Source organism: Thalassotalea marina (assembly GCF_014656435.1).
Lineage (GTDB): Bacteria > Pseudomonadota > Gammaproteobacteria > Enterobacterales > Alteromonadaceae > Thalassotalea_C > Thalassotalea_C marina.
The window spans coordinates 245,405-267,781 of record NZ_BNCK01000001.1 but is presented as its reverse complement, the minus strand read 5'-3'; the positions used below and the strand labels follow the sequence as shown (position 1 = coordinate 267,781).

The window sequence follows — 22,377 nt, the reverse complement described above, 5'->3', positions numbered from 1 at the left end:
ATCTATATGAATAAGCACACATTAAAACTGGCTCTGATCAGTTTATTGCTCATGTTAACCTCGGGTTGTCAGTCAACAGACAATCAATTAAAGCGCATCCCAATAGGTGATTATTATCTTGCGGTAAAGGGATATACCAGCGAACAATTTTCTCAAGAGTTAACATGGCAAAAACAACAACTCGCTATTACTCCTCATGAATCTGCAATTAAGTTAGCGGTATTGCATACCATGAGTAATAAGCCAGAATACAACCCATACACAGCTAAAAGCTATTTAAATCAGGTAGCTGAATACCAAATCAATGTTGAAGATCTTGCCTTTGTGACCTCATTAAGAGAACAGCTAAACGGCTTAATCATTCAGCTCAATCAAAATCATCAGTCTAAATCGCGCATCAAAGACTTAACACAGGCGTTGGATAAACAAACGCAAGAAAATATACGGTTAAACGATAAAATTGAGCAATTAAAGCGCATTGAACAAACCATACAGCAGCAGAGCCTATGACCACTGAAGAAACTAAAAAAGACCATATATTAGTTGTTGACGATGACCCAAGTTTACTTCGTTTGATCAGCATTCGATTAACTGCCGCAGGGTACCAAGTTCATTCTGCTGAACATGCCAAACAAGCATTGAGTATTTTGGCCAGCCAAACGGTTCAATTGGTTATTAGTGATTTGCGCATGGAAGGCATGGATGGCATGGCATTGTTTGAAAAAATACGCGCTACGCAGCCTAATCTTCCAGTGATAATTATGACGGCTCATGGCACAATTCCCGATGCTATTCACGCAACTAAGCAAGGGGTTTTTAGCTTTCTCACTAAGCCTTTTGAAAGCCAAGAGTTACTGGATACGGTACAACAGGCGATTCAATTGCAGCCACAATCACCCGACTTTGATCAAGCTGAAGGTACAAATACTTGGCGACAGCAAATTATTAGTCGAAGTGCGGTCATGACATCTTTGTTGCAACAAGCTCAACAAGTGGCACAAAGCGACTTCAGTGTTTTGATCAACAGCCAAAGTGGTACCGGTAAAGAGCTACTGGCGAAAGCAATTCATTTAGCTAGTGAACGACACGACCACCCTTTTACCGCCATTAACTGCGCAGCCATTCCAGAACAATTGCTTGAGTCAGAACTTTTTGGCCATAAAAAAGGCGCTTTTACCGGCGCAGAACAAAATCATGTTGGGTTATTTGAAGCATCAGATGGCGGGACCTTGTTTCTCGATGAAATTGGCGATATGCCAATGAACTTCCAAGTTAAGCTACTAAGGGCACTGCAGGAAAGAGAAATTCGCCCAGTTGGCAGTACTAGCTCGATTCCGGTAGATGTGAGGATCATTGCTGCGACTCACCAAAACTTACAAAAAGCGATAGCGAATAACGAGTTTCGAGAAGATTTATATTACCGCTTAAACGTTGTGGAATTGTCATTGCCACCCCTTAGCGACAGACGTGAAGACATTCCGCTGTTAGCAAACCATTTTTTACAGCTTTGTAATCAAAATACTAAGCGCCCCATTAATGGATTTACCAAAGAAGCCATGGAACAACTAATCAGTGCTCCTTGGCCTGGCAATATTCGTCAATTGCAAAATGTGATTGAACACAGTGTCGCCTTGTCAACTGAACCGCTGATCAGCGAAACCTTAGTACGCAATGCACTGAGGGATAGGACGTCTCAATTACCTTCCTTCCAAGAAGCGCGTGATCACTTTGAACATGAATATTTATCTAAGCTTTTAAAAATTACCGCAGGTAACGTGTCGCAAGCAGCGCGCATTGCTCAACGAAATCGTACTGAATTTTATAAGCTATTAAACAAACATCATTTAGATGCCAGTAAGTTTAGGGAAACTGAAGAAGAATAAGAGATATATTGGCCAGTAATGATTTTGCTCAGTGGCATTGTGGAGCTAAAAAATAACTTAGCTCCACTTTATACGTGCTATTTTTGCAGTAAATCTAACAATATATGCACGGTTGCTTCTACACCTTTGGTCACCGAAGGCTCTGGCGATATTTTAAATAATGGGCTGTGATGGCTTGGCACCGCAGGGCCACCATTTTTAGCACGCTCGAAGTCTTGTGCAGGTGTCCCACCAACTGAAAAATAAACACTAGGAATGTATGGTTCAGTGGTAAAAAAGCCAAAGTCTTCCGCCCCCATACCTAAGCGATTTGGTGGTACTAACGCTTCAGTGCCCATTTTGCTGGTTAAAACACCTTTTACACGTTGCGCTAACTTTTTATCGTTAAATGTTGGCGGGAATGAAAATTCACTCACTTTCACCTCGGGCAATTTATCTTCAGGCATACCAGCAGTTCTTGCTGTACCTTTTGCAACTCTGTCAATTGCAGTAAGTAACTGCTCACGCACTCGAGGATTTAGGCTTCTAACGGTTAGCTGTAAATGAGCTTGATCGGAAATAATGTTGTGTTTAGTACCAGAGTGAAAAGCGCCAACAGTAATAACACCAGCATCACGCGGTGCAAGCTCTCGGCTAACGATGGTTTGCAGGTTATTCACTATTTGTGAAGCAATAACGATAGGGTCTTTGCCTTTGTGAGGGTAAGCCCCGTGTGCCCCAATACCATGAACAATAATATCTACCGTATCTGCACCTGCATAAGGAGAGCCTTCATCAACGGTGATTTTTCCTGCTTCTGAGCCGGCATCAACATGAAAAGCAAAGGCATAATCAGGTTGCCCAAATGTTTGCCAAATATTGTCATCCATCATGGCAGATGCACCGGGACCACGCTCTTCGGCAGGTTGGCCAATTAACATTAATGTACCTGACCATTTATCCTTGTGTTTTGCCATGTAACGCGCAGTACCAACTAAACTGGTGATATGTACATCGTGACCACAAGCATGCATGACACCAACTTCGTTGCCATCCCAGTCGGTCATTTTAGCGGTAGAAGCGTTGGCTAATCCTGACTGTTCCACCACAGGTAAACCATCCATATCGGCACGCATCATCACCATAGGGCCGTCACCATTTTTCATCATGGCGACAATACCCGTACCACCTATATTTTCGGTAACGTCAAATCCAGCGTTTTTTAATTCCTTTGCTAAACGTTTAGCGGTTTGAAATTCCATCAATGAAAGTTCAGGATGACGATGAAAGTGATCCCACAGCGCGCCCAGATGTTTGTTGTAATCTGCTGATACTTCATTTGAAATATTATCAGCTGCTGCACTTACCGAACCTAAGCTTAAGGCAATACTTAGGGCTAGAGGTAGTAACTTGGTCATTATTATTCCTTTTTGTCGCTTTGTTGTACTACTTTTACCGATTATATGTACTAACGTCTAGCCCAATACTTTTTTTACTAGATAAAAAACGACAAAAAATATTTACAAGCTCACTAAGGCAAGTGCTCAAGCGCTAAATAGTCGTGCGATTGCATTTCTTGTAAACGACTTAAGCAACGCTTAAATTCAAATTCTAACCCGCCATGACTATATAAATTCTCCATTGGCACTTGTGCCGATATGATAAGTTTTACATGACGTTCATAGAACTCATCAACAAGGGCGATAAAACGTCTTGCGGCGTCATCACAGTCAACATTCATCTGTTTTACATTAGCCAACAATATGGTGTGATACTCTTTGCTGAGTTCCATATAGTCACCTTGACTTCTTGCTGACTCACATAACACCGTAAAATCAAAATGTGCCACACCATCGGCAGCTTCAATGCTTTGTAATGGTCGATGATTAATTTCAATCACCGCATTAGGACAGCCTTCTTCAACGGACAGTTGTTTAAAGTATTTGTGTAAATTCAACGATGCTTGTTCATCAAGGGGATGATGATAAATCTCAGCTTGCTCTAATGTTCTTAAACGATAGTCAACGCCGCTATCTACGTTGACCACTTCACAGTTTTCATTGATCAGTTTAATCGCAGGTAAAAATCGCGCTCGTTGTAAACCATTGCGATATAGCTCGTCAGGAATAATATTTGACGTGGCTACCAGCGTAACATTATGTGCAAACAACTCTTGAAAAAGTGTTCCTAAAATCATCGCATCTGTGATGTCAGAAACAAAAAACTCGTCAAAACATATGATGCAAGTTTCATCAGCAAAACGTTTGGCGATAATTTTTAATGGATCTGATTGTCCTGATAAGGTTTTCATTTCTTCATGAACTCGGTGCATAAAGCGATGAAAGTGCACCCGCATTTTATTTTCAAATGGTAGACATTCGTAAAAGGTATCGACTAAGTAGGTTTTACCACGGCCAACACCGCCCCAAAAATAAAGACCTTTTAATTGTTTAACCTCAGCGCTGCCAACAACACGTTTCCAGCGGTTTAGTACCTTTTTAAATCCGGTAACGGGTAGTGGTTTATTCTGCAAATCTTCATACAAGCGCTGTAAGTGTTTAACCGCGTTTTCTTGCGCTTGGTCATATTGAAAGTCATCTCTTTCGAGATCTTGTTTATACTTGTCTAATGGAGATAACTGAATCATTTTGGTTTCAAGTGTTGGAGAAAATAAAAATAAGCTTGAAAAACATGATCAATATACCTATTTAGTTTTCATGTATTTTAAGCTTAGTGTGATACTCTCTATTTTCACCAATTTTTTCCGCGAATACAATTTTGCGCAGTAATTTAAGAAGGTAAATGTTATGGATATAGTGGTCGGAATTATTATTTTTGCCGTAGGTGCTACTATTGGTTATGTTGCTAATGCACTTTTTTCAGCATCAAGCAAAGAAAATAAAAGTTTGGCGGAAAAAGCTAATTCAGCTCAGGCTTCTCTAGAACAATACAAGGTTGACGTTGCAGAACACTTAGACAACTCAACAAAATTGCTAGATCAAATGAATGAAACCTGTCAAAAAGCTATGAAACAAATGGAGCAAAGTACTAAATTGCTGCAGCGTGCTACTCCTTCAGAAGAAAACATCATGCCGTTTTTCTCAAAAGAAACACAAGAGCAATTAGCGCAAACAGTGGCATTACGTCATGCCAAAGAAGTGCGTAAAAAAGATGAAAGCATTACAGAAGCACCACTTGATTATTCAGGACAAGCAAGCGGTTTGTTTGCTGATAATACACAAGCTGTTACAAATAACGAAAAACAAAACTAGGAACTAAACCCACAGTTCACAGTCAGTTATTGGGTATCTATATGAAAGTAGGAGAAATCTCTAATATGAAGAAAATGTCTGTTTTGATGAGTAGCGTTTTACTTTCCAGCTCACTTGCGATGACAACGCTGCCGGCTTACGCTAATTTACCGTTCTCGGTTGATGGTAAACAGTTACCTAGCCTAGCACCAATGTTGGAAAATGTGACACCAGCGGTAGTACTCATTTCAGTCAAAGGAACACAGGAAGTGCAAAGTGTCCCTGATGCGTTCAGATTTTTCTTTGGCAATCCTCGCCAAAACGCACCAAGAGAACGACCATTTCAAGGATTGGGCTCAGGAGTCATTATTGACGCTGAAAAAGGCTATATAGTTACAAACCATCACGTCGTTAAAGAAGCCGATGAAATCCAGATCACGTTAAAAGATGGGCGTCAGATTTCTGCTAAAAAAATTGGTGCTGACGAAAATAGCGACATTGCGTTGCTTCAAGTAGAAGCTGATGGTTTAACTCAAGTAAAAATAGCTGACTCAGACAAGTTGCGTGTTGGTGACTTTACTGTTGCGATTGGTAGTCCATTTGGATTAGGTCAAACAGTAACTTCAGGTATTGTCAGTGCTTTAGGTCGAAGTGGCCTAAACGTTGAGAACATTGAAGATTTTATCCAAACTGATGCAGCAATTAACAGCGGTAATTCTGGTGGTGCCTTAATTAACTTACGTGGTGAACTGATTGGTATTAATACCGCGATTATTGGGCCTAATGGTGGCAACGTAGGTATAGGTTTTGCCATTCCAAGTAACATGGTGCAAAGCCTAGTTAAGCAAATCATCGAATTTGGTGAAGTTCGCCGTGGTGTTTTAGGTGTTTCAGGGCGCAGTGTTACTGGCGAGTTTGCTAAAGCCATGGAGCTAGAAGAAGCGCAAGGTGCTTTCATTGAAGAAGTAACCAAAGACTCTGCCGCTGAGGAAGCAGGTATTGTTGCCGGCGATGTGATTACCCAAGTAAACGGTAAAAAAATCAAATCTTTTGCTGAACTTAGAGGCAAAATCGGTGCGATTGGTGCAGGGAGCGAAGTTGAGCTAACAGTATTAAAGTCCAACGGTAAGAAAAAAGTTTACAAAGTTGTACTGAAAAAAGCTGACAGTGCCAACATTGAACCATCAAGCATTCATCGCGCGCTTGAAGGAGCGACTTTAGAAAACAACAGTCAGGGCTTTGGTGTCAATGTGACAGATGTTGAAGCAGGTACTCCGGCAGCACTGATTGGTTTACGTAAAGGTGACATCATTAGAGGTGTTAACAGAAAACGGGTCGCTAATATTGGTGAACTTCGAGAGTTGTTACAAGACGAAAGCAGCGTTTCACTGTTAAACATTGCTCGCGGAAACTCTAACTTGTTTATCCGTATTAAGTAACTTAGTACAAATGAAGAAAAGCGGCTTTTTAGCCGCTTTTCTTGTTTTATTGCCTAGCTTTTGTCTTGGTTGAATAATAAAACCTGTGCTAATCTTGCAAAAAAATAATTAATTAAAAACACTTACTTTGAAAATTCTCGATTCTGTAAAATATGTTTTAAACGCTGTCAGTTATGGCGTTATTTTGGCTGTTGTCATTTTAGTTGTTTTTCCCGATATACAAGACAGTGATACCAATTGGTGGGACTGGTTTAAGGCTAAAGAGTCTTATCCTGCTCCACTAACATATGCCAAAGCAGTACAACGAGCAGGTCCTGCCGTCGTTAATATTTATTCTGAAGAAATTCAAAACAACTTAACCTATTTAAGAGCACCAAGGCGCGTTACCCGTTTAGGTTCAGGTGTCATTATGGACGCTGATGGGTACATGTTAACGAACTATCATGTAGTACAAAATGCAGCCCAGATTAAAGTAGATTTACAAAATGGTCAGGAATTTCCAGCCGTAGTGATTGGATTTGACGTTCACACAGATTTAGCCGTCTTAAAAATAGATGCCACTAATCTTCCTGTTATTCCTCAAATAGCAGATCAAGAATCATTTGCTGGTGATGTTGTATTGGCCATAGGCAACCCGTTAAATTTAGGACAAACCATCACGCAAGGCATTATCAGTGCAACGGGTAGAACAGGTTTAAGCAGTACTAATCACTTACAGTTTTTACAGATGGACGCAGCAATTAATGAAGGTAATTCAGGTGGTGCTTTAGTCGACACAAACGGTGTTTTAGTAGGCATTAACTCAAGACAATTTAAAGGGGTAAATCCACAACTGGATATTCAAGGGATATTTTTTGCTGTGCCATATCAAATGGCCTATAAAGTGATGCGTCAAATCATTGAAAATGGCAAAGTAACCCGAGGTTGGTTAGGTGTAGGCGGTAACAGTGAAAGTATTAGCCGAGATCCTAAAGGGTTTGTAATTACAGAGATAACTCCTGAAGGACCTGCAGATTTAGCTGGCTTAAGGATCAATGATATTGTCACACAAATTGCCGATCAGCCGTTTACCACTATCGTTAATGCGCTTGATTTAGTGGCTGAAACACGCCCTGGTACAGTATTAAACTTTAAGGTTTATCGCAATAACAAGCTGATAGACATACCAGTGACCATTCAAGAAAAACGTGAAGACTAATAAGGGAGCATTTTGCTCCCTTATTAATTATTTAACCTCAGCTTCGCATAAGCAATGCGTTTCTAGGTGCTATTTCTCATACAAACCTGAGGTTACTTAATTTCCTTGGATACGCACGATATCGGCGCCAAGTTTTTGTAGTTTATCTTCTATGCGCTGATAACCACGATCGATATGGTAAATGCGATCTACTTGTGTTTCTGTTGTCGCAATTAAACCTGCAATCACTAAACTGGCAGAGGCGCGTAAATCGGTCGCCATCACCTGTGCACCTGTTAGATTTTCAACCCCTTTAGTTACCGCTGTGTTACCTTCAAGATCAATATCAGCCCCCATGCGTCTAAGTTCAGGCACATGCATAAAGCGATTTTCAAAAATTGTTTCTTTAATGGTTGCCGTACCCTCAGCAATGGCATTTAATGCGACAAATTGCGCCTGCATATCGGTTGGAAATGCTGGGTGTGGCGCAGTGCGAATATTAACGGCTTTAGGACGCTTATCCATTTTAAGCGCAATCCAGTCGTCACCACATGTTACTTCAGCTCCAGCTTCTTGCAGTTTGCTGATAACCGCATCCATCGCTTTAGGGTCGGCGTGAGTACATTTAACATTACCACGAGTTACCGCTGCAGCGACTAGATAAGTACCAGTTTCAATTCTGTCAGGCATAACACGGTAGTGAGAGCCTTCTAGTTTCTCAACACCTTCAATAGTTAATGTATTAGAGCCAGCGCCAGACACTTTAGCTCCCATAGCATTTAAACAATTTGCTAGGTCAACAATTTCGGGTTCACGTGCAGCATTTTCAATGACTGTTGTGCCCTGTGCTAAAGCCGCGGCCATCATCAAGTTTTCAGTGCCTGTAACACTCACTGTATCCATAAATATGGTAGCACCTTTAAGCCTACCTTCATTGCGAGCATGGATATAGCCATTTTCAACGTCTATATCAGCCCCCATCAATTTAAGTCCTTGGATATGTAAGTTCACAGGACGAGCACCGATAGCACAACCTCCAGGCAGTGACACCTCAGCGTGACCAAACCTAGCTAACAAAGGTCCAAGTACCAAAATTGAAGCGCGCATTGTTTTGACTAAGTCATAAGCCGCTTTTTGATTATTGATATTTGACGCATCTATCACAACAGCATCGTCACCTTGCCAATGGATATTGGCACCCAACTGAGTCAACAATTTCAATGTAGTATTGATATCGTTAAGGCGTGGTACGTTTTCTATCGTGATCGGCGTTTCAGATAACAAGGTTGCCATTAAGATCGGCAATGCAGCGTTTTTTGCGCCAGATATTGCGACTTCTCCGTTAAGCGGGTTACCGCCATTAATTTTAAATGCGTCCAAGGTACTCTTCTTTTTTAGCTGGGTTACAGGGGCAGGTTAAACATTTTTTCACGTTTCCAATCTGATGTGGTAAACGTTTTAATCGTTACTGCATGAATGTGACCTTGTTTGATCACGTCAGAAAGTGGGGCATAAATTGCCTGCTGACGTTTAACTCTTGATAAATCACCCAAGAAGTCAGCAACAGCGATAATTGCACACTGAGAGCCGTCAAACTTCACGTGAAGTTCATCAAGTTCCAGTGCTTCGTTGATCAATTGTTCAATCTCAGAAACTTCCACTAGTATCTCCAAATAGTAAAATTAACGAGATTATAGGGGTTATTTAGCAGGCAAGAAACCCGCGACGCCACTTAATTTTGCTAAATTCTCTAACTTCGCAGGAATTTCAGTAAATTGAAGGTTAATGTTTTGTTTACTTGCGTGTTCTAACATAGCTAGCAACCAAGCGAGCCCTGCAGTATCAACTAAAGAAACCCCGGCTAAATTAATAACAGGATTTTTCGCATTAATTAATTGGTAAGAACTTTTTTCAAAATCGCGTGATACCTGGTCTCGGGTTAATTCTCCCGAGACCAGTAATTGCGAATCGCTTGCTTTAATAGATAATTGGGTCAAAAGAATTTCCTATTTAAACACGATATCTTTGTTTGCTTTTTCACGAAGCATTTCTGTAACGTGTGGTAATCCTTTTTGTCGAATTAAACCACTTAATTCAGCTTGTTTGCTGTCTAACAAACTAATGCCTTCCGCAACCATATCGTAAGCTTTCCACTCACCCGTTTTTTTCTCTTTTCTAACGCGAAAAGATATATCAATTGGGTCGCGTCCGGGCTCGATAACCGTCGTTCTAACCGCTACCACCTTTTCATCGGCAAAATCTCTTTCTGGCTCAAATTCTACCTTTTGATTGTTATACAAAGTAAAAACTTGTGCATAAGACGTTACCAAATAGTCTCTAAATACAGGGACAAATTCGTCACGCTCTTCTTCTGTGGTACTTCTAAAATTACTACCACCAATGACTTTAAAAGCTGCATATTTGTAGTTTATGTAAGGTACTAATTCTTCACGAACAATATCTTTTAATAAGTTTGGATTTTTTCTAATCTCTGCTTGTTCATTGGCAAAACGTTTAAACGTAATGTCAGCAACTGTGCGAATCATTGAATATGGATTAGTTTCATCAACCTTGACAGAAGAGCCAGCAGCCATGGGTGCAAAATGTTGCGTGCTGCTGATATCACTGGCAACACTGCCCATAGATGCGCTAGCCAAACATCCTGTAATTAGCAGTTTTGTTATCAATGCTTTCATTTTGTTTGTCTCCATTTTCATCACTAATCACCGTTTCCTTGGCCAAATAAAAATTGTCCTATAAGTTCTTCTAATACTAACGCAGGTTTAGTATCCAAGATAAAATCACCTGGCTCTAACGTGTCGACAGACTCGTCCATAAAACCAGGTAACAAGCCGATATATTGCTCACCTAACAAACCTGCCGTTAATATTGAAACGGAAGTTGCTTCCGAAAAACCTTTATACTCAGCGTATATTTCTAATGTCACAACCGGCGTATAATCTTTTGGATCTAAACTGATATCACTTACTCGACCAACAACAACGCCGCCGACTTTAATTGGCGAGCGTACTTTCAAGCCACCAATATTATCAAATTTGGCATATAGCTTATATGTTTCGCCATTGCCTGAAATACCACTGTCGGCCACTTTTAGCGATAACATTAAAAGCGCTGCAATACCAAGAGCAGCAAATAAACCAACCATTAATTCAACTTTTTTTGACACCATGTCATCCACCAATTTAAAACTCAGACAATTAACCAATACTGAACAACTTTTTAGTTTAGTTATTTAGTAAACATTAACGCTGTTAAAATAAAATCTAACCCTAAAACTAACAATGAAGATTGCACAACTGTCGCCGTAGTCGCGCGACTAATACCTTCAGATGTTGGTTCACAGTCATAACCTTTGTACACCGCAATCCAAGTAACAACAAAGGCAAACACCACACTTTTAATAATGCCGTTCAATATGTCTTTTTCAAAAGATACTTGCGCCTGCATGACAGACCAAAACGTACCACTATCAACACCTAACCAGTCAACACCTACTAAATGTGCGCCAAGTATACCGACAGCTGAAAATATTGCGGCCAACAACGGTAAAGATATAAAGCCTGCCCAAAAGCGCGGTGCTATTACCCTTCTTAGTGGATCGACAGCCATCATTTCTAAACTCGACAACTGCTCTGTCGCTTTCATTAAACCAATTTCAGCAGTTAGTGCAGAACCTGCACGACCAGCAAATAATAAAGCAGCAACAACTGGGCCTAATTCACGTAATAGTGATAGTGCAACCATAGGGCCTAAGCTCGCTTCGGCTCCATAACCAACAAGGATAGTATAGCCTTGTAATGCCAACACCATGCCGATAAATAAACCTGAAACAACCACAATAATCAGCGACAGTACACCGACGGTATACAACTGAGCAAGCAACAACGGGAAGCCTTTTCTAGGGTTAGGAACATGCATTAATGCAGAAGTAAGCATCAATATTGCACGGCCTAAGGCACCAATTCGCTCAATAACTTTACGTCCTAGCGCTTGAATCCAGTTCACTTTGACAACTCCTTCCCAATAAGCTCTTGTTGATAAGAAGCAGCTTTGAAATGAAATGGCACAGGACCATCTGATTCACCTTTAACAAACTGTTGTACCAAAGGTGACGTTTGCTGACGAATTTCTTCAGGTGTACCGTGACCAATGATTTTTTGTTCAGCGATAATATAAATGTAATCAGCAATACTCATCACTTCTGGAACGTCATGAGACACAACGACTGATGTTAATCCTAACGCATCGTTTAACGATTTAATCAAGCGGACGATAACGCCCATTGAAATAGGATCTTGCCCAGCAAAAGGCTCATCATACAAAATTAATTCAGGATCTAGGGCTATAGCGCGTGCAAGTGCAGCACGTCTTGCCATCCCGCCAGACAGTTCACTTGGTTTAAGATGTCTAGCACCTCGAAGCCCGACAGCTTCAAGTTTCATTAATACCATTTTTTCAATGAGGTGTTCTGACAAATTAGTATGTTCGCGCATAGGAAAAGCGACATTGTCATAAACACTCATATCGGTAAATAACGCACCACTTTGAAATAACATACTCATGCGTTTACGTACGTTGTATAGTTGACTACGAGAAAGTGCTGGAATGTCTTGGCCGTCAAAATATATATGACCCGACTCTGGCCTTAGCTGACCACCTATAAGGCGTAAAAGAGTTGTTTTACCAATACCACTTGGCCCCATGATGGCCGTGACTTTTCCTTTTGGTATTTTCAAACTTATATCATTGTATATGACTCGCTCTTCGCGCTTAAAAGTCATACCTTGAATATCGACGAGAGTATCTGTCATTATTTGAACTTGAGAGTGATTATCCATCTTATTAAGTGCTGGCAATTCTACCTGACTGCAATAAATACTTCATCTGAAATTAACAAATTAATCTGTCTATATTTAGTAAGAATTCGTGTGCAAACGTAAAAAAGTGTAAGCATTACTTAATAACCTATTTGGATTTTTTAAAGTGTCTATTAGAACAAACCAAGCAGCATTTTATTTCAACATTGCATTGAACCATTGATGAATCCTTGAATCTTGATCTTATGTAAATAAACAAAATTTGCGGTAAAAAGTCACAAATCTAAACCTCAACTTGGTGAAAAAATAGTAATTCAACGATCTTTTGTCGTTTTTTCACACTCTTTTGAGTTAAAGCTCTTTTTTTTTTAGCCGCAACCAGCGACAATTTACCCATTCAAGTTGGAGTTGTTAATGTTATTACAGATATTCATTTTATTAGTTTCATTGATCACCTTAGTGTGGAGTGCAGACAAGTTCGTTTTAGGCGCTTCGTCAGTAGCACGTAATTTCGGTGTATCACCGATGATCATCGGATTAACCATAGTCGCCATGGGCTCATCAGCTCCCGAAATGATGATAGCCGCCACGGCATCATTAGAAGGTTATCCTGACACAGCGATAGGAAACGCCATTGGCTCGAATATCACTAATATTGCATTGGTATTGGGTATTACTGCCGTGATGCACCCTCTAACGGTTTCTTCTTCTACGATTAAGCGAGAGTTACCGCTGATTTTGGCTGTTACAGCCATCGCATACTGGATGTTATTTGACGAACATTTTAGCTTCACAGAAGGGCTCATTTTAATCATAGGCTTTGTTGTTTATATCGTCGCCTTGTTATTGATCACTTTAAAGCGAGCTAAAACAAATCCTATGGACGATGCAATGATCATAGAGGCTGAACAAGAAGTGCCTGACGCAATCTCCAACACTTGGGCTTTCACTTGGCTGACTATTGGTATTATCTTGCTGCCACTGAGTGCTACCTACTTAGTCGACTCTTCTGTATTTATCGCAAAATCGTTTGGCATTAGTGACTTAGTTATTGGATTAACGGTTATCGCCATTGGTACTAGCTTACCTGAATTAGCAGCCAGCATCATGAGTATCATCAAGAAAGAAGATGATTTAGCCATGGGTAATATTATAGGCTCTAACATTTTTAATATTTTAGCTGTGTTATCTTTAGCTGGTTTAATTTCTCCGGGCGACATTGACCCTGAAGCGTCTTATCGCGACGCTCCTTATATGCTTGGCATTACCGTATTGCTGTTTTTGTTATGTTTTACCAAACGATTAGGTAATTTTAAAATTACTCGCTCCAAAGGTATTTTATTACTGGTTTCATTTGTTGCTTACCAGTTATTGTTGTTTAGCCAACTAAAAGACTAATTGCCGTATGACAACTTTTGCTCACTTAGCCAAGCAAGTAATCGATATTGAAAAACAAGCTATCGATGAATTATTACAATATATTGACGAAAACTTTGAGCAGGCATGTCACGCCATGCTCGATACAAAGGGAAGAGTCATCGTCATTGGCATGGGAAAATCAGGCCATATTGGTGGCAAAATTGCCGCAACGTTAGCAAGTACAGGTACTCCGGCGTTTTTTGTACACCCTGGTGAAGCAAGTCACGGCGATCTTGGTATGATAACAGATAACGACGTTGTCTTAGCTATCTCAAATTCAGGTGAAACCAGTGAAGTATTAGCGATAATGCCCGTAATAAAGCGCATTGGCGCTAAGCTTATTGGTATGAGTGGTAATACGGAATCTACACTCGCAAAACTTAGCGATATTCATATTTGTGTAAAAGTTTCACAAGAGGCCTGCCCATTGGGACTAGCGCCAACCTCTAGCACCACAGCAACACTAGTAATGGGGGATGCACTAGCGGTAGCCCTGTTAAACGCTCGAGGTTTTACCGCTGATGATTTTGCACTTTCTCACCCAGGCGGCAGTTTAGGGAAAAAACTATTACTTCGCCTCGAAGATATTATGCACACTGGTGAACGTTTACCTATTGTTGATGAAAACGTCAAAATCAAAGATGCATTGGTTGAAATGTCGTTAAAAGGTTTGGGCATGACCGCCGTTGTCAATAAAGAACAAAAGTTGCTCGGCTTATTTACTGACGGTGACTTACGACGTGTACTAGACTCTAAAGTTGACATTCATCAAGACGCCATTTCTACTGTGATGACGATAAACCCTCGTGTTGCCGTACAAGATATGCTAGCGGCAGAAGCATTAAAAATCATGGAAGATAAAAAGATTAATGGCCTCATCATAATTGATGATAACATGCGCCCCATTGGCGCGATGAACATGCACGATTTACTTCGTTCTGGAGTATTATAATGATTTCTACCTTGTATGGTGAGGTTACAAAAGACGTTTTTAATAAAGCAAAAAACATCAAACTTTTTGTCTGTGATATTGATGGTGTCTTTTCTGACGGACGAATTTATTTAGGTAACGATGGCGAAGAACTCAAAGCTTTTCATACTAAAGATGGCTACGGTATCAAAGCTCTTGGTAAAAGTGGCGTTGATGTTGCTGTAATTACTGGCCGGCAATCTAATATCGTACAAAATAGAATGACAGCACTTAACGTAAAACACATAGTGCAAGGTGAAGAAAACAAACTACCGGCACTGAAAAATATTATGCAGTCATTGCAGTTAACTCCAGAACAAGTTGCTTACATTGGCGATGATATGCCTGATTATGAATGTTTGGATTACGTTGGTTTTAGTATTGCAGTAAACGACGCTCACCCTGCCATAGTCAAATTAGCTGACTATCAAACATTTTTGCCAGGTGGCTTCGGTGCAGTTCGAGAAGTCTGTGATTTAATGATGCTAAGTCAAAATACACTGCAACACGCAACAGGCGCTAGTGTATGACCCGCAGCCATGTTTTCTCGTTACTATTTTTTATGTTTGCTATTACCTGCTATGGCATCATTGAATGGCGAAATTCGAATTCGAATGTCGAAGAAAATATTGATCAACTTGTTTCACCGGATTTTATTGCGGAATCACTTAGCAGCGAAACCTTCGATAGCGAAGGAAAGCTAAGTTATATGATTAATGCTGGTCGCATGGAGCACTACAATAAGCTATACAACGGTACTTCGGTAACTCGCTTTGAATATCCTCAATATACCTTATTCCCAAAAAACAGTGTCTCGCCATGGAAAATAAGTGCAAACGAAGGCACACTTTACAACAGTAATCGCGTAAAATTACAAAATAAAGTATTGTTGGTATCTACTGACGAAACTAGCTTAATTCGTGAAATCCACGGCAAGTACTTGGAACTAGATTTGATTACTAACATCATAAGTTCAGAAGATAACATTGAAATCATTGGCGACAGCTTCGTGATTTATGGTTCAGGCCTTATTGTGGATTTAAACACTAAACAACTAACGTTAACTAATCATGAAAAAACGATTTATCAACAAACTAAGTAAAAGCATCGTGGCTATGGGTCTTATTTTCAGCACCTCTTTTATCGCTAATGCCGCTAAAATAGACGCTCAGAAAGAGGTAAATATTGCCTCTTCGAGAACCCACGCTGATATCAAAAATAAAATTATCAGTTACATAGAGAACGTCACTATTACTCAAGGCTCTTTATCAATAAAAGCCGAACTGGTACAGGTACTTACCGATAGTAAAACGCAATTTAAAACCTATATTGCTAAAGGCAAACCAGCGACTTTTAAGCAAACATTAGACGACGGCACACCTATTTATTTACAAGCTGAAGAAATAAAGTACGAACCAGAGAAGCACATTGTGGTTATTTCCGGTAATGCCGAGTTACGTCAAGAAGGCAGTAAAATGAATGGCAGTGTCATTACCTATAATTTCTTAACTGAGGAAGTATTAGCAGACAGTATTGACGATGAACAAGTCAAATCGGTTATTCAACCTAAACAGTTAGAAAAGATCAAATCAAAAGACAAAAATTAAATGAACTCTTCGATTCTAAAAGCGGCAAATTTGGCCAAGGCCTATAAAGGTCGTAAGGTTGTAAAAAACGTTGGCCTAGAGGTTAAAGCCGGACAAATTGTCGGATTGTTAGGGCCAAACGGCGCAGGCAAAACGACTTCATTTTATATGATCGTTGGCCTAGTCAATAATGATGCTGGGCATATCAGTTTAAATGACGAAGACATCACCTTGTTGCCAATGCATGAACGTGCACGCAAGGGTATTGGTTATTTACCTCAGGAAGCATCAATTTTTCGTAAACTTACAGTATACGAAAACATTATGGCCATACTTGAAACCCGAAAAGATCTAACGTCAGTACAGCGTGAAGAAAAACTAGAAAGTTTAGTTGAAGAATTTAATATTGGTCATATAACTGATAATACAGGCATGAGTTTATCGGGTGGTGAACGCCGTCGTGTAGAAATTGCACGAGCGTTAGCAGCCGATCCAAAATTTATTTTGTTAGATGAACCATTTGCTGGTGTAGACCCGATTTCCGTAGGTGATATCAAAAAAATTATTCTACACTTAAAAAATAAAGGGATAGGTATTTTAATTACGGATCACAATGTTCGAGAGACATTAGATGTATGTGAACATGCCTATATTGTTAGTCATGGCGAACTTATCGCCGAAGGCGATGCAGATCAAATTCTTGCCAACCAGCAAGTAAGAGATGTATACCTTGGAGAGCAATTCACGTTATAGTAGTGAAAGTAATGGTCTAAGCAAATGACTATATCGGAAAAGGATAAGAATTATATAAATGCGCCCTAGTCTGCAGCTCCGTATTGGACAACAACTTACAATGACACCACAATTGCAACAAGCGATAAAGCTGTTGCAATTGTCGACGTTAGACCTTCAACAAGAAATTCAGGAAGCGCTTGAAAGCAACCCTTTACTTGAAGTTGATGAATCAGCTTCATCTCAAGAAAATCAGCCAGACCAATTGGAAGAAGCCTTTTCAGGCAGTAATGAACAAAACAATACCGTTTCAGATGGCAGTGAAGAAGCTGCTCCAACCATAGACGAGATTTCGACTACCGAGGCGATGGATAAATCCGATATTCCTGAAGATCTCAATATGGATACAACATGGGATGATAGCTTTAGTGCTGGTGTCTCAAATACGGGAGCTGTTGCTCCTTCTGACGACTTCGTTTACCAAGGCGAAACCACTGACAGCATTCAAGATCACTTGCGCTGGCAAATGCAATTAACCCCTTTTACTGACACTGATGCCGCTATTGCTACAGCGATTATTGATGCCATTGACGATGCGGGATATTTGACGGTAACCACAGAAGACATTTTAGAGTCTGTTGGCATTGAAGACGTAGAGCTTGATGAAGTAGAAGCGGTGTTAAAGCGCATCAATGTCTTTGATCCAGTTGGCGTTGGTGCTCGCTCTATCGCTGAGTGTTTGTTAATTCAGTTAAATCAGTTTGACAAAAGCACACCTTGGCTAGAAGAAAGTAAAAAAGTCATCTCAGAGCATATCGATTTACTTGGTAACCGTGATTATCGCCAAATTATGCGTAAAACACGTTTAAAAGAAGACCAGTTACGTGAAGTAATTCGTCTGATCCAATCACTCGATCCTCGTCCTGGTGACTCGGTTATTCAAGGTGAAGAGCAATACATAGTGCCAGACGTGTCTGTTGAAAAGCGCAATGGACGCTGGGTTGTTGAGCTAAACCCAGATACAGCTCCTAAATTATCGGTAAATCAACAATATGCGTCTATGGCTCGTTCAATGAAGAATGCTACTGACAGCCAATTTATTCGTTCTAATCTTCAAGAAGCTAAATGGTTTATCAAAAGTTTAGAAAGTAGAAATGATACTTTACTCAAAGTTTCAAACTGCATTGTACAGCGCCAACAAGGCTTTTTTGAACATGGCCCTGAGGCTATGCGTCCTATGGTGCTAAACGATATTGCTGAAGCAGTAGATATGCATGAGTCGACCATCTCTAGGGTCACAACACAAAAATACATGCACACACCACGAGGCATTTTTGAATTAAAATATTTCTTCTCCAGCCATGTTAGTACTGAAAATGGTGGAGAATGCTCCTCAACAGCAATTCGCGCTTTAATTAAAAAGTTAGTTGCTGCTGAAACCCCTGCGAAACCGCTAAGTGACAGTAAAATGGCTGAGCTTTTGGCCGAGCAGGGAATTAATGTTGCTAGACGTACGATTGCAAAATATCGGGAATCATTAAATATTCCACCGTCAAATCAACGTAAAAGTCTACTTTAACTTCCAATAGAAGGATAACAGCTTATGCAAATCAATCTTGCCGGACACCATGTTGAAATTACTGAACCAATGCGCGAAAGCGTAAATGCTAAGTTTGCAAAGCTAGAACGACATTTTGACCATATTAATAATGTTTATGTCGTTCTCACCGTAGAAAAACTAAACCAAATTGCCGAGGCAACCGTTCACCTTAATGGTACCGAATTACATGCGCGAGCAGAAAATGGTGATATGTACGCTTCTATTGATGCCTTGGTGAATAAGCTTGATAAGCAAATTCTCAAATACAAAGGCAAAATTTCTCAACACTAACCCCTTTAAATTTTAATCATTTCCATGAAGTTAACTGATATTTTAAATGAGGACTGCACATTATGTGCAGTCCAAGCTACGAGCAAAAAAAGAATTCTTGAAATACTATCAAGTAAAGCCGCAGAAATGTCTGACGACCTTAACACCTATACTCTGCTCGAAAGCTTAATTCAGCGGGAAAAAATGGGTTCTACAGGCATTGGCAACGGTATTGCAATTCCACATGGCAAGTTAACTTCAACAGACAAGGCATTAGTAGTAGTTGCGACGACTGAAGAAGCCATTGATTTTGATGCCATAGATAACCGCCCTGTCGACATTTTTATTGCATTGTTTGTACCTGAAGATCAGTGTCAAGCACACCTAACAACACTACAAAGCATCGCTAAAATATTCAGTAATAAACAAATTTGTAAACAAGCACGCCGCTGCGATAGCAGCAAAGCACTCTACCAGCTAATAAAAACAGCAGAATGTTAAACGGACATTATTAATGAAACTCACCATAGTAAGTGGCCGTTCAGGCTCGGGAAAAACTGTTGCATTAAGAGTATTGGAAGATCTAGGCTACTATTGTGTAGACAATATTCCAGTCAACCTATTGCCTGCACTTACGCATACCGTCATTAATGATTACGAAACCGTAGCAGTGAGCTTAGACGTTCGTAACTTACCAGCGGAACCTACAGACGTTTCTGAAATACTTGATTATCTGCCATCAGCCGTTGAATTAAGTATTGTTTATTTAGATGCTGACGATAGTGATCTGATAAGACGCTTTAGCGAAACGCGACGTTTGCATCCTCTGATAAAACAAAATATTGCATTAGATCAAGCGATGACGTTAGAGAAAAAATTACTCGAACCAATTTCATCGCGCGCGAACTTATATATTAATACTAGCCAGCTAACCCCACATCAACTTGCCGACCTTATTCGTGAACGTATACTCGGTAAAAAAACAGGTACTATGGTGGTGGTATTTGAATCTTTTGGCTTTAAACACGGTTTACCTAAAGATGCTGACTTTGTATTTGACGCTAGGTTCTTACCGAACCCTTTTTGGGAGAAGGAGCTTAAGCCGTTTACAGGTTTAGACCAACCCGTTAAAGACTTCTTAGCCAGTCAAGCTATCGTGACGAAGTTTATATGGCAAATCAACAGCTTTATGATGACATGGTTGCCGCATTTAGAGCGAAATAACCGTAGTTACATCACCATTGCAATAGGTTGTACAGGCGGCAAACACCGCTCGGTTTATATTGCTGAAATCTTAGCTGCAAATCTTAAAAAAGAGCGACCTGAAGTTCAAGCAAGACATAGAGACCTCACGGTAGCGAGCACCTAATATGAACGAATTTACTCGCGAAGTGCTTATCTCTAATAAACTTGGTTTACATGCAAGAGCTGCCACCAAACTTGCCCAGTTAACGCAAAAGTTTGATGCGCAGGTAACGGTTAAATTAGGTGATAAAGAAGCTGATGCAAGCAGCATTATGGGCTTAATGTTATTGGCCGGTGGCAAAGGAAAGGTTGTTACCGTCATTACAAAAGGACAAGAAGCAGAGCAAGCACTTACTCAAGTTTGCCAGTTATTTACCGATAAATTTGAAGAGGATGAATGATTGGTTAACCGACCAGTTCACCTCTAGTTTTATTTACTCCCTCCTAACTCAAACACGTTTTCAAATTTAATCTTAAGTTATCTCAGAAAAAAGCTGATAAAACCAGATAGTTGAGATAAACTTATAAGCCATGCACTAGAAAATAATAAACGCATACTCTCAGCGTCTTCTATTTTCGAATTTCATTTTCAAGTTTTGTGTGGTAACGGCACAGGGTAGCAATATGCCGGAAATTTCAGATCAAGATTACAGCCAATTACGACTGCAACAAGTTAATGAAGCACTTGGTAGCGGTATGTTTGTGCATGTTAGAAAACTGCTACAAGACCTTCCTGCTTATGATTTAGCACTACTACTTGAGTCCTCCCCTACAAAAACCCGTACTGTGTTGTGGCAGCTTATCGACACAGATCATCACGGTGACGTACTTGAAGAACTAAACGAAGAAGTACGTAAAGGCATTCTCAAAACCATGCGCCCGGAAAAGCTGGCAGAAGTTACGGAAGGCATGGATGTTGACGATATTGCAGAAGTATTACGTGCCTTGCCCGATAGCGTCTATCGCCAAGTACTTAATTCGATGGACTCACAAGACAGAGGCCGGGTAGAGCAAGCACTATCTTACGAAGAAGACACCGCTGGTGGTATCATGAATACCGATACCATCACGATACGCGCCGATGTCACGGTCGATGTTGTTTTAAGATACTTGCGCCTTAAGGGGGAGTTGCCAGAATCTACGGACTCATTTTATGTTGTTGATAGGCAAGACCATTTTATAGGCTCTGTTGCACTTGCTAAATTAGTGACGGCAAAGCCTGAGGTTGGTATCTCCGCCTTGATTGACGAAGATATCCAAGCGGTTAATGCCAAGTTACCCGAAACCGAAGTAGCGCAACTATTTGAACGCTACGACTGGTTTTCTGCGCCTGTCGTTGATGATGACGGCCGACTACTCGGTCGTATCACTGTAGATGACGTTGTTGATATTATTCGTGAAGAAGCAGAGCACTCCATGATGAGTATGGCGGGTTTAGATGATGAAGCCGATACCTTTGCTCCTATCCTTAAAAGTACACAACAACGTTCAGTTTGGTTAGGCGTAAACTTAATCACGGCCATTTTTGCCGTGGTTGTTTCAAACATGTTCGAGGATATATTAAGCCAGCTAACCATTTTGGCGATTTTAAATACCCTAGTTCCTTCGATGGGAGGCGTAGCAGGTAATCAAACGTTAACCTTAGTCATTCGTGGTTTAGCACTAGGTCACGTTGGTGATAGTAACGCCAAGGCGCTGTTATACAAAGAGCTCGCCGTGGGCTTTTTAAACGGCGTTATTTGGGCATTACTCATCGCCGCTGTTGTAGGTGTTTGGAAGCAAGACATGACGCTAGCAGGGATAATTGCCTTTGCCATGTTGATGAATATGACGGCGGCTGGGATTGCCGGCGTAACCATTCCACTTATGTTAAAGCGCATGAAAATTGATCCAGCGCTTGCAGGTAGCGTTATTCTTACAACGGTCACTGATGTTGTTGGAATTTTTGCCTTCCTAGGCACTGCAACCTTACTTATCGGATATTAACG

26 protein-coding genes are annotated in these 22,377 nt (G+C 40.4%); 17 read left to right on the top strand and 9 right to left on the bottom strand.

Going from position 1 to position 22,377, the window contains the following annotated elements; genetic code table 11:
- Positions 1-6: 6 nt before the first annotated feature.
- Together IE199_RS01180 and IE199_RS01175 are read left to right on the top strand one after the other, a co-directional pair.
- The gene (locus IE199_RS01180) at positions 7-510 is read left to right on the top strand and encodes a hypothetical protein (RefSeq protein WP_189766890.1); all 504 of its coding nucleotides are present in this window, start codon (positions 7-9) and stop codon (positions 508-510) included.
- Positions 507-1,883: a sigma 54-interacting transcriptional regulator gene (locus IE199_RS01175; protein ID WP_189766889.1), complete on the top strand. Its 1,377-nt coding sequence runs from the start codon at positions 507-509 to the stop codon at positions 1,881-1,883. Before IE199_RS01180 ends, IE199_RS01175 begins: the two co-directional genes overlap by 4 nt.
- Before the next feature lie 77 nt (positions 1,884-1,960).
- Here the strand turns inward: IE199_RS01175 and IE199_RS01170 are convergent, their stop codons facing one another.
- Together IE199_RS01170 and zapE are read right to left on the bottom strand one after the other, a co-directional pair.
- Positions 1,961-3,280 carry an amidohydrolase gene (locus IE199_RS01170; protein WP_189766888.1) on the bottom strand — a complete coding sequence of 440 codons (1,320 nt, stop codon included), beginning with the start codon at positions 3,278-3,280 and terminating at the stop codon, positions 1,961-1,963.
- A 113-nt stretch (positions 3,281-3,393) separates the two neighbouring features.
- Complete coding sequence (gene zapE / locus IE199_RS01165; RefSeq protein ID WP_189766887.1) at positions 3,394-4,509, bottom strand: cell division protein ZapE; 1,116 nt, start codon at positions 4,507-4,509, stop codon at positions 3,394-3,396.
- Between the two features lie 160 nt (positions 4,510-4,669).
- Here zapE and IE199_RS01160 point away from each other — a divergent pair, with 160 nt between their 5' ends.
- The 3 genes from IE199_RS01160 (at position 4,670) to IE199_RS01150 (ending at position 7,750) form a co-directional block, all read left to right on the top strand.
- Positions 4,670-5,134: a Z-ring associated ZapG family protein gene (locus IE199_RS01160; protein WP_189766886.1), complete on the top strand. Its 465-nt coding sequence runs from the start codon at positions 4,670-4,672 to the stop codon at positions 5,132-5,134.
- A gap of 41 nt (positions 5,135-5,175) precedes the next feature.
- Entirely contained in the window at positions 5,176-6,552 is a 1,377-nt protein-coding gene (locus IE199_RS01155) for a Do family serine endopeptidase (protein ID WP_308436232.1), read from the top strand.
- Between the two features lie 184 nt (positions 6,553-6,736).
- Positions 6,737-7,750 carry a trypsin-like peptidase domain-containing protein gene (locus tag IE199_RS01150; protein WP_229854455.1) on the top strand — a complete coding sequence of 338 codons (1,014 nt, stop codon included), beginning with the start codon at positions 6,737-6,739 and terminating at the stop codon, positions 7,748-7,750.
- A 96-nt stretch (positions 7,751-7,846) separates the two neighbouring features.
- Here the strand turns inward: IE199_RS01150 and murA are convergent, their stop codons facing one another.
- The 7 genes from murA to mlaF are packed head-to-tail and all read right to left on the bottom strand — an operon-like array spanning position 7,847 to position 12,561.
- Positions 7,847-9,109, bottom strand: coding sequence for a UDP-N-acetylglucosamine 1-carboxyvinyltransferase (murA, locus tag IE199_RS01145; RefSeq protein WP_189766885.1), 1,263 nt, complete (start codon positions 9,107-9,109; stop codon positions 7,847-7,849).
- A gap of 23 nt (positions 9,110-9,132) precedes the next feature.
- On the bottom strand, positions 9,133-9,390 hold the full coding sequence (locus IE199_RS01140; protein WP_189766884.1) for a BolA family protein: 258 nt from the start codon (positions 9,388-9,390) through the stop codon (positions 9,133-9,135).
- Between the two features lie 39 nt (positions 9,391-9,429).
- Positions 9,430-9,726 (bottom strand): STAS domain-containing protein, encoded by a 297-nt coding sequence (locus IE199_RS01135; RefSeq protein ID WP_189766883.1) that lies wholly within the window; start codon positions 9,724-9,726, stop codon positions 9,430-9,432.
- Between the two features lie 9 nt (positions 9,727-9,735).
- Entirely contained in the window at positions 9,736-10,425 is a 690-nt protein-coding gene (locus tag IE199_RS01130; protein WP_189766882.1) for an ABC transporter substrate-binding protein, read from the bottom strand.
- A gap of 23 nt (positions 10,426-10,448) precedes the next feature.
- Positions 10,449-10,919: an outer membrane lipid asymmetry maintenance protein MlaD gene (gene mlaD, locus IE199_RS01125; protein WP_189766881.1), complete on the bottom strand. Its 471-nt coding sequence runs from the start codon at positions 10,917-10,919 to the stop codon at positions 10,449-10,451.
- 59 nt (positions 10,920-10,978) lie between these two features.
- Positions 10,979-11,755 (bottom strand): lipid asymmetry maintenance ABC transporter permease subunit MlaE, encoded by a 777-nt coding sequence (mlaE, locus tag IE199_RS01120; protein ID WP_189766880.1) that lies wholly within the window; start codon positions 11,753-11,755, stop codon positions 10,979-10,981.
- Positions 11,752-12,561: a phospholipid ABC transporter ATP-binding protein MlaF gene (gene mlaF / locus IE199_RS01115; RefSeq protein WP_189766879.1), complete on the bottom strand. Its 810-nt coding sequence runs from the start codon at positions 12,559-12,561 to the stop codon at positions 11,752-11,754. The genes mlaE and mlaF overlap by 4 nt, the downstream gene beginning before the upstream one ends.
- Before the next feature lie 420 nt (positions 12,562-12,981).
- On the opposite strand from mlaF, the gene IE199_RS01110 reads away from it, so the two are divergent.
- The 12 genes from IE199_RS01110 (at position 12,982) to mgtE (ending at position 22,375) form a co-directional block, all read left to right on the top strand.
- The gene (locus tag IE199_RS01110; RefSeq protein WP_189766878.1) at positions 12,982-13,965 is read left to right on the top strand and encodes a calcium/sodium antiporter; all 984 of its coding nucleotides are present in this window, start codon (positions 12,982-12,984) and stop codon (positions 13,963-13,965) included.
- A 7-nt stretch (positions 13,966-13,972) separates the two neighbouring features.
- Positions 13,973-14,938: a KpsF/GutQ family sugar-phosphate isomerase gene (locus IE199_RS01105; protein ID WP_189766877.1), complete on the top strand. Its 966-nt coding sequence runs from the start codon at positions 13,973-13,975 to the stop codon at positions 14,936-14,938.
- Positions 14,938-15,486, top strand: a complete 549-nt coding sequence (kdsC, locus tag IE199_RS01100; protein WP_189766876.1) for a 3-deoxy-manno-octulosonate-8-phosphatase KdsC — start codon at positions 14,938-14,940, stop codon at positions 15,484-15,486. Before IE199_RS01105 ends, kdsC begins: the two co-directional genes overlap by 1 nt.
- On the top strand, positions 15,483-16,058 hold the full coding sequence (gene lptC, locus IE199_RS01095) for an LPS export ABC transporter periplasmic protein LptC (protein ID WP_189766875.1): 576 nt from the start codon (positions 15,483-15,485) through the stop codon (positions 16,056-16,058). Before kdsC ends, lptC begins: the two co-directional genes overlap by 4 nt.
- The gene (gene lptA, locus IE199_RS01090) at positions 16,027-16,563 is read left to right on the top strand and encodes a lipopolysaccharide transport periplasmic protein LptA (protein WP_189766874.1); all 537 of its coding nucleotides are present in this window, start codon (positions 16,027-16,029) and stop codon (positions 16,561-16,563) included. The genes lptC and lptA overlap by 32 nt, the downstream gene beginning before the upstream one ends.
- Positions 16,564-17,295: an LPS export ABC transporter ATP-binding protein gene (lptB, locus tag IE199_RS01085; protein ID WP_189766873.1), complete on the top strand. Its 732-nt coding sequence runs from the start codon at positions 16,564-16,566 to the stop codon at positions 17,293-17,295.
- Between the two features lie 58 nt (positions 17,296-17,353).
- Positions 17,354-18,853 carry an RNA polymerase factor sigma-54 gene (locus IE199_RS01080; RefSeq protein WP_189766872.1) on the top strand — a complete coding sequence of 500 codons (1,500 nt, stop codon included), beginning with the start codon at positions 17,354-17,356 and terminating at the stop codon, positions 18,851-18,853.
- A 24-nt stretch (positions 18,854-18,877) separates the two neighbouring features.
- Positions 18,878-19,165: a ribosome hibernation promoting factor gene (hpf, locus tag IE199_RS01075; RefSeq protein ID WP_189766871.1), complete on the top strand. Its 288-nt coding sequence runs from the start codon at positions 18,878-18,880 to the stop codon at positions 19,163-19,165.
- Positions 19,166-19,189: 24 nt separating this feature from the next.
- On the top strand, positions 19,190-19,645 hold the full coding sequence (ptsN, locus tag IE199_RS01070; protein WP_189766870.1) for a PTS IIA-like nitrogen regulatory protein PtsN: 456 nt from the start codon (positions 19,190-19,192) through the stop codon (positions 19,643-19,645).
- Positions 19,646-19,658: 13 nt separating this feature from the next.
- Positions 19,659-20,513, top strand: a complete 855-nt coding sequence (gene rapZ / locus IE199_RS01065) for an RNase adapter RapZ (RefSeq protein ID WP_189766869.1) — start codon at positions 19,659-19,661, stop codon at positions 20,511-20,513.
- Position 20,514: 1 nt separating this feature from the next.
- A complete protein-coding gene (locus tag IE199_RS01060) occupies positions 20,515-20,790 on the top strand; it encodes an HPr family phosphocarrier protein (RefSeq protein WP_189766868.1) in 276 nt (91 codons plus the stop codon).
- Between the two features lie 223 nt (positions 20,791-21,013).
- Positions 21,014-22,375 (top strand): magnesium transporter, encoded by a 1,362-nt coding sequence (gene mgtE / locus IE199_RS01055; RefSeq protein WP_189766867.1) that lies wholly within the window; start codon positions 21,014-21,016, stop codon positions 22,373-22,375.
- Positions 22,376-22,377 lie beyond the last annotated feature (2 nt).

Bases quoted from the DNA above. Each gene is read 5' to 3' on its own strand.
- IE199_RS01155 (WP_308436232.1), top strand. From the start codon at position 5,176: ATGAAAGTAGGAGAAATCTCTAATATGAAGAAAATGTCTGTTTTGATG.
- ptsN (WP_189766870.1), top strand. From the start codon at position 19,190: ATGAAGTTAACTGATATTTTAAATGAGGACTGCACATTATGTGCAGTC.
- IE199_RS01060 (WP_189766868.1), top strand. From the start codon at position 20,515: ATGAACGAATTTACTCGCGAAGTGCTTATCTCTAATAAACTTGGTTTA.
- hpf (WP_189766871.1), top strand. From the start codon at position 18,878: ATGCAAATCAATCTTGCCGGACACCATGTTGAAATTACTGAACCAATG.
- mlaF (WP_189766879.1), bottom strand. From the start codon at position 12,561: ATGACAGATACTCTCGTCGATATTCAAGGTATGACTTTTAAGCGCGAA.
- IE199_RS01180 (WP_189766890.1), top strand. From the start codon at position 7: ATGAATAAGCACACATTAAAACTGGCTCTGATCAGTTTATTGCTCATG.
- IE199_RS01080 (WP_189766872.1), top strand. From the start codon at position 17,354: ATGCGCCCTAGTCTGCAGCTCCGTATTGGACAACAACTTACAATGACA.
- zapE (WP_189766887.1), bottom strand. From the start codon at position 4,509: ATGATTCAGTTATCTCCATTAGACAAGTATAAACAAGATCTCGAAAGA.
- IE199_RS01160 (WP_189766886.1), top strand. From the start codon at position 4,670: ATGGATATAGTGGTCGGAATTATTATTTTTGCCGTAGGTGCTACTATT.
- rapZ (WP_189766869.1), top strand. From the start codon at position 19,659: ATGAAACTCACCATAGTAAGTGGCCGTTCAGGCTCGGGAAAAACTGTT.
- IE199_RS01110 (WP_189766878.1), top strand. From the start codon at position 12,982: ATGTTATTACAGATATTCATTTTATTAGTTTCATTGATCACCTTAGTG.
- IE199_RS01105 (WP_189766877.1), top strand. From the start codon at position 13,973: ATGACAACTTTTGCTCACTTAGCCAAGCAAGTAATCGATATTGAAAAA.
- kdsC (WP_189766876.1), top strand. From the start codon at position 14,938: ATGATTTCTACCTTGTATGGTGAGGTTACAAAAGACGTTTTTAATAAA.
- lptA (WP_189766874.1), top strand. From the start codon at position 16,027: ATGAAAAAACGATTTATCAACAAACTAAGTAAAAGCATCGTGGCTATG.
- IE199_RS01175 (WP_189766889.1), top strand. From the start codon at position 507: ATGACCACTGAAGAAACTAAAAAAGACCATATATTAGTTGTTGACGAT.
- IE199_RS01170 (WP_189766888.1), bottom strand. From the start codon at position 3,280: ATGACCAAGTTACTACCTCTAGCCCTAAGTATTGCCTTAAGCTTAGGT.
- mgtE (WP_189766867.1), top strand. From the start codon at position 21,014: ATGCCGGAAATTTCAGATCAAGATTACAGCCAATTACGACTGCAACAA.
- lptB (WP_189766873.1), top strand. From the start codon at position 16,564: ATGAACTCTTCGATTCTAAAAGCGGCAAATTTGGCCAAGGCCTATAAA.
- mlaD (WP_189766881.1), bottom strand. From the start codon at position 10,919: ATGGTGTCAAAAAAAGTTGAATTAATGGTTGGTTTATTTGCTGCTCTT.
- IE199_RS01130 (WP_189766882.1), bottom strand. From the start codon at position 10,425: ATGAAAGCATTGATAACAAAACTGCTAATTACAGGATGTTTGGCTAGC.
- lptC (WP_189766875.1), top strand. From the start codon at position 15,483: ATGACCCGCAGCCATGTTTTCTCGTTACTATTTTTTATGTTTGCTATT.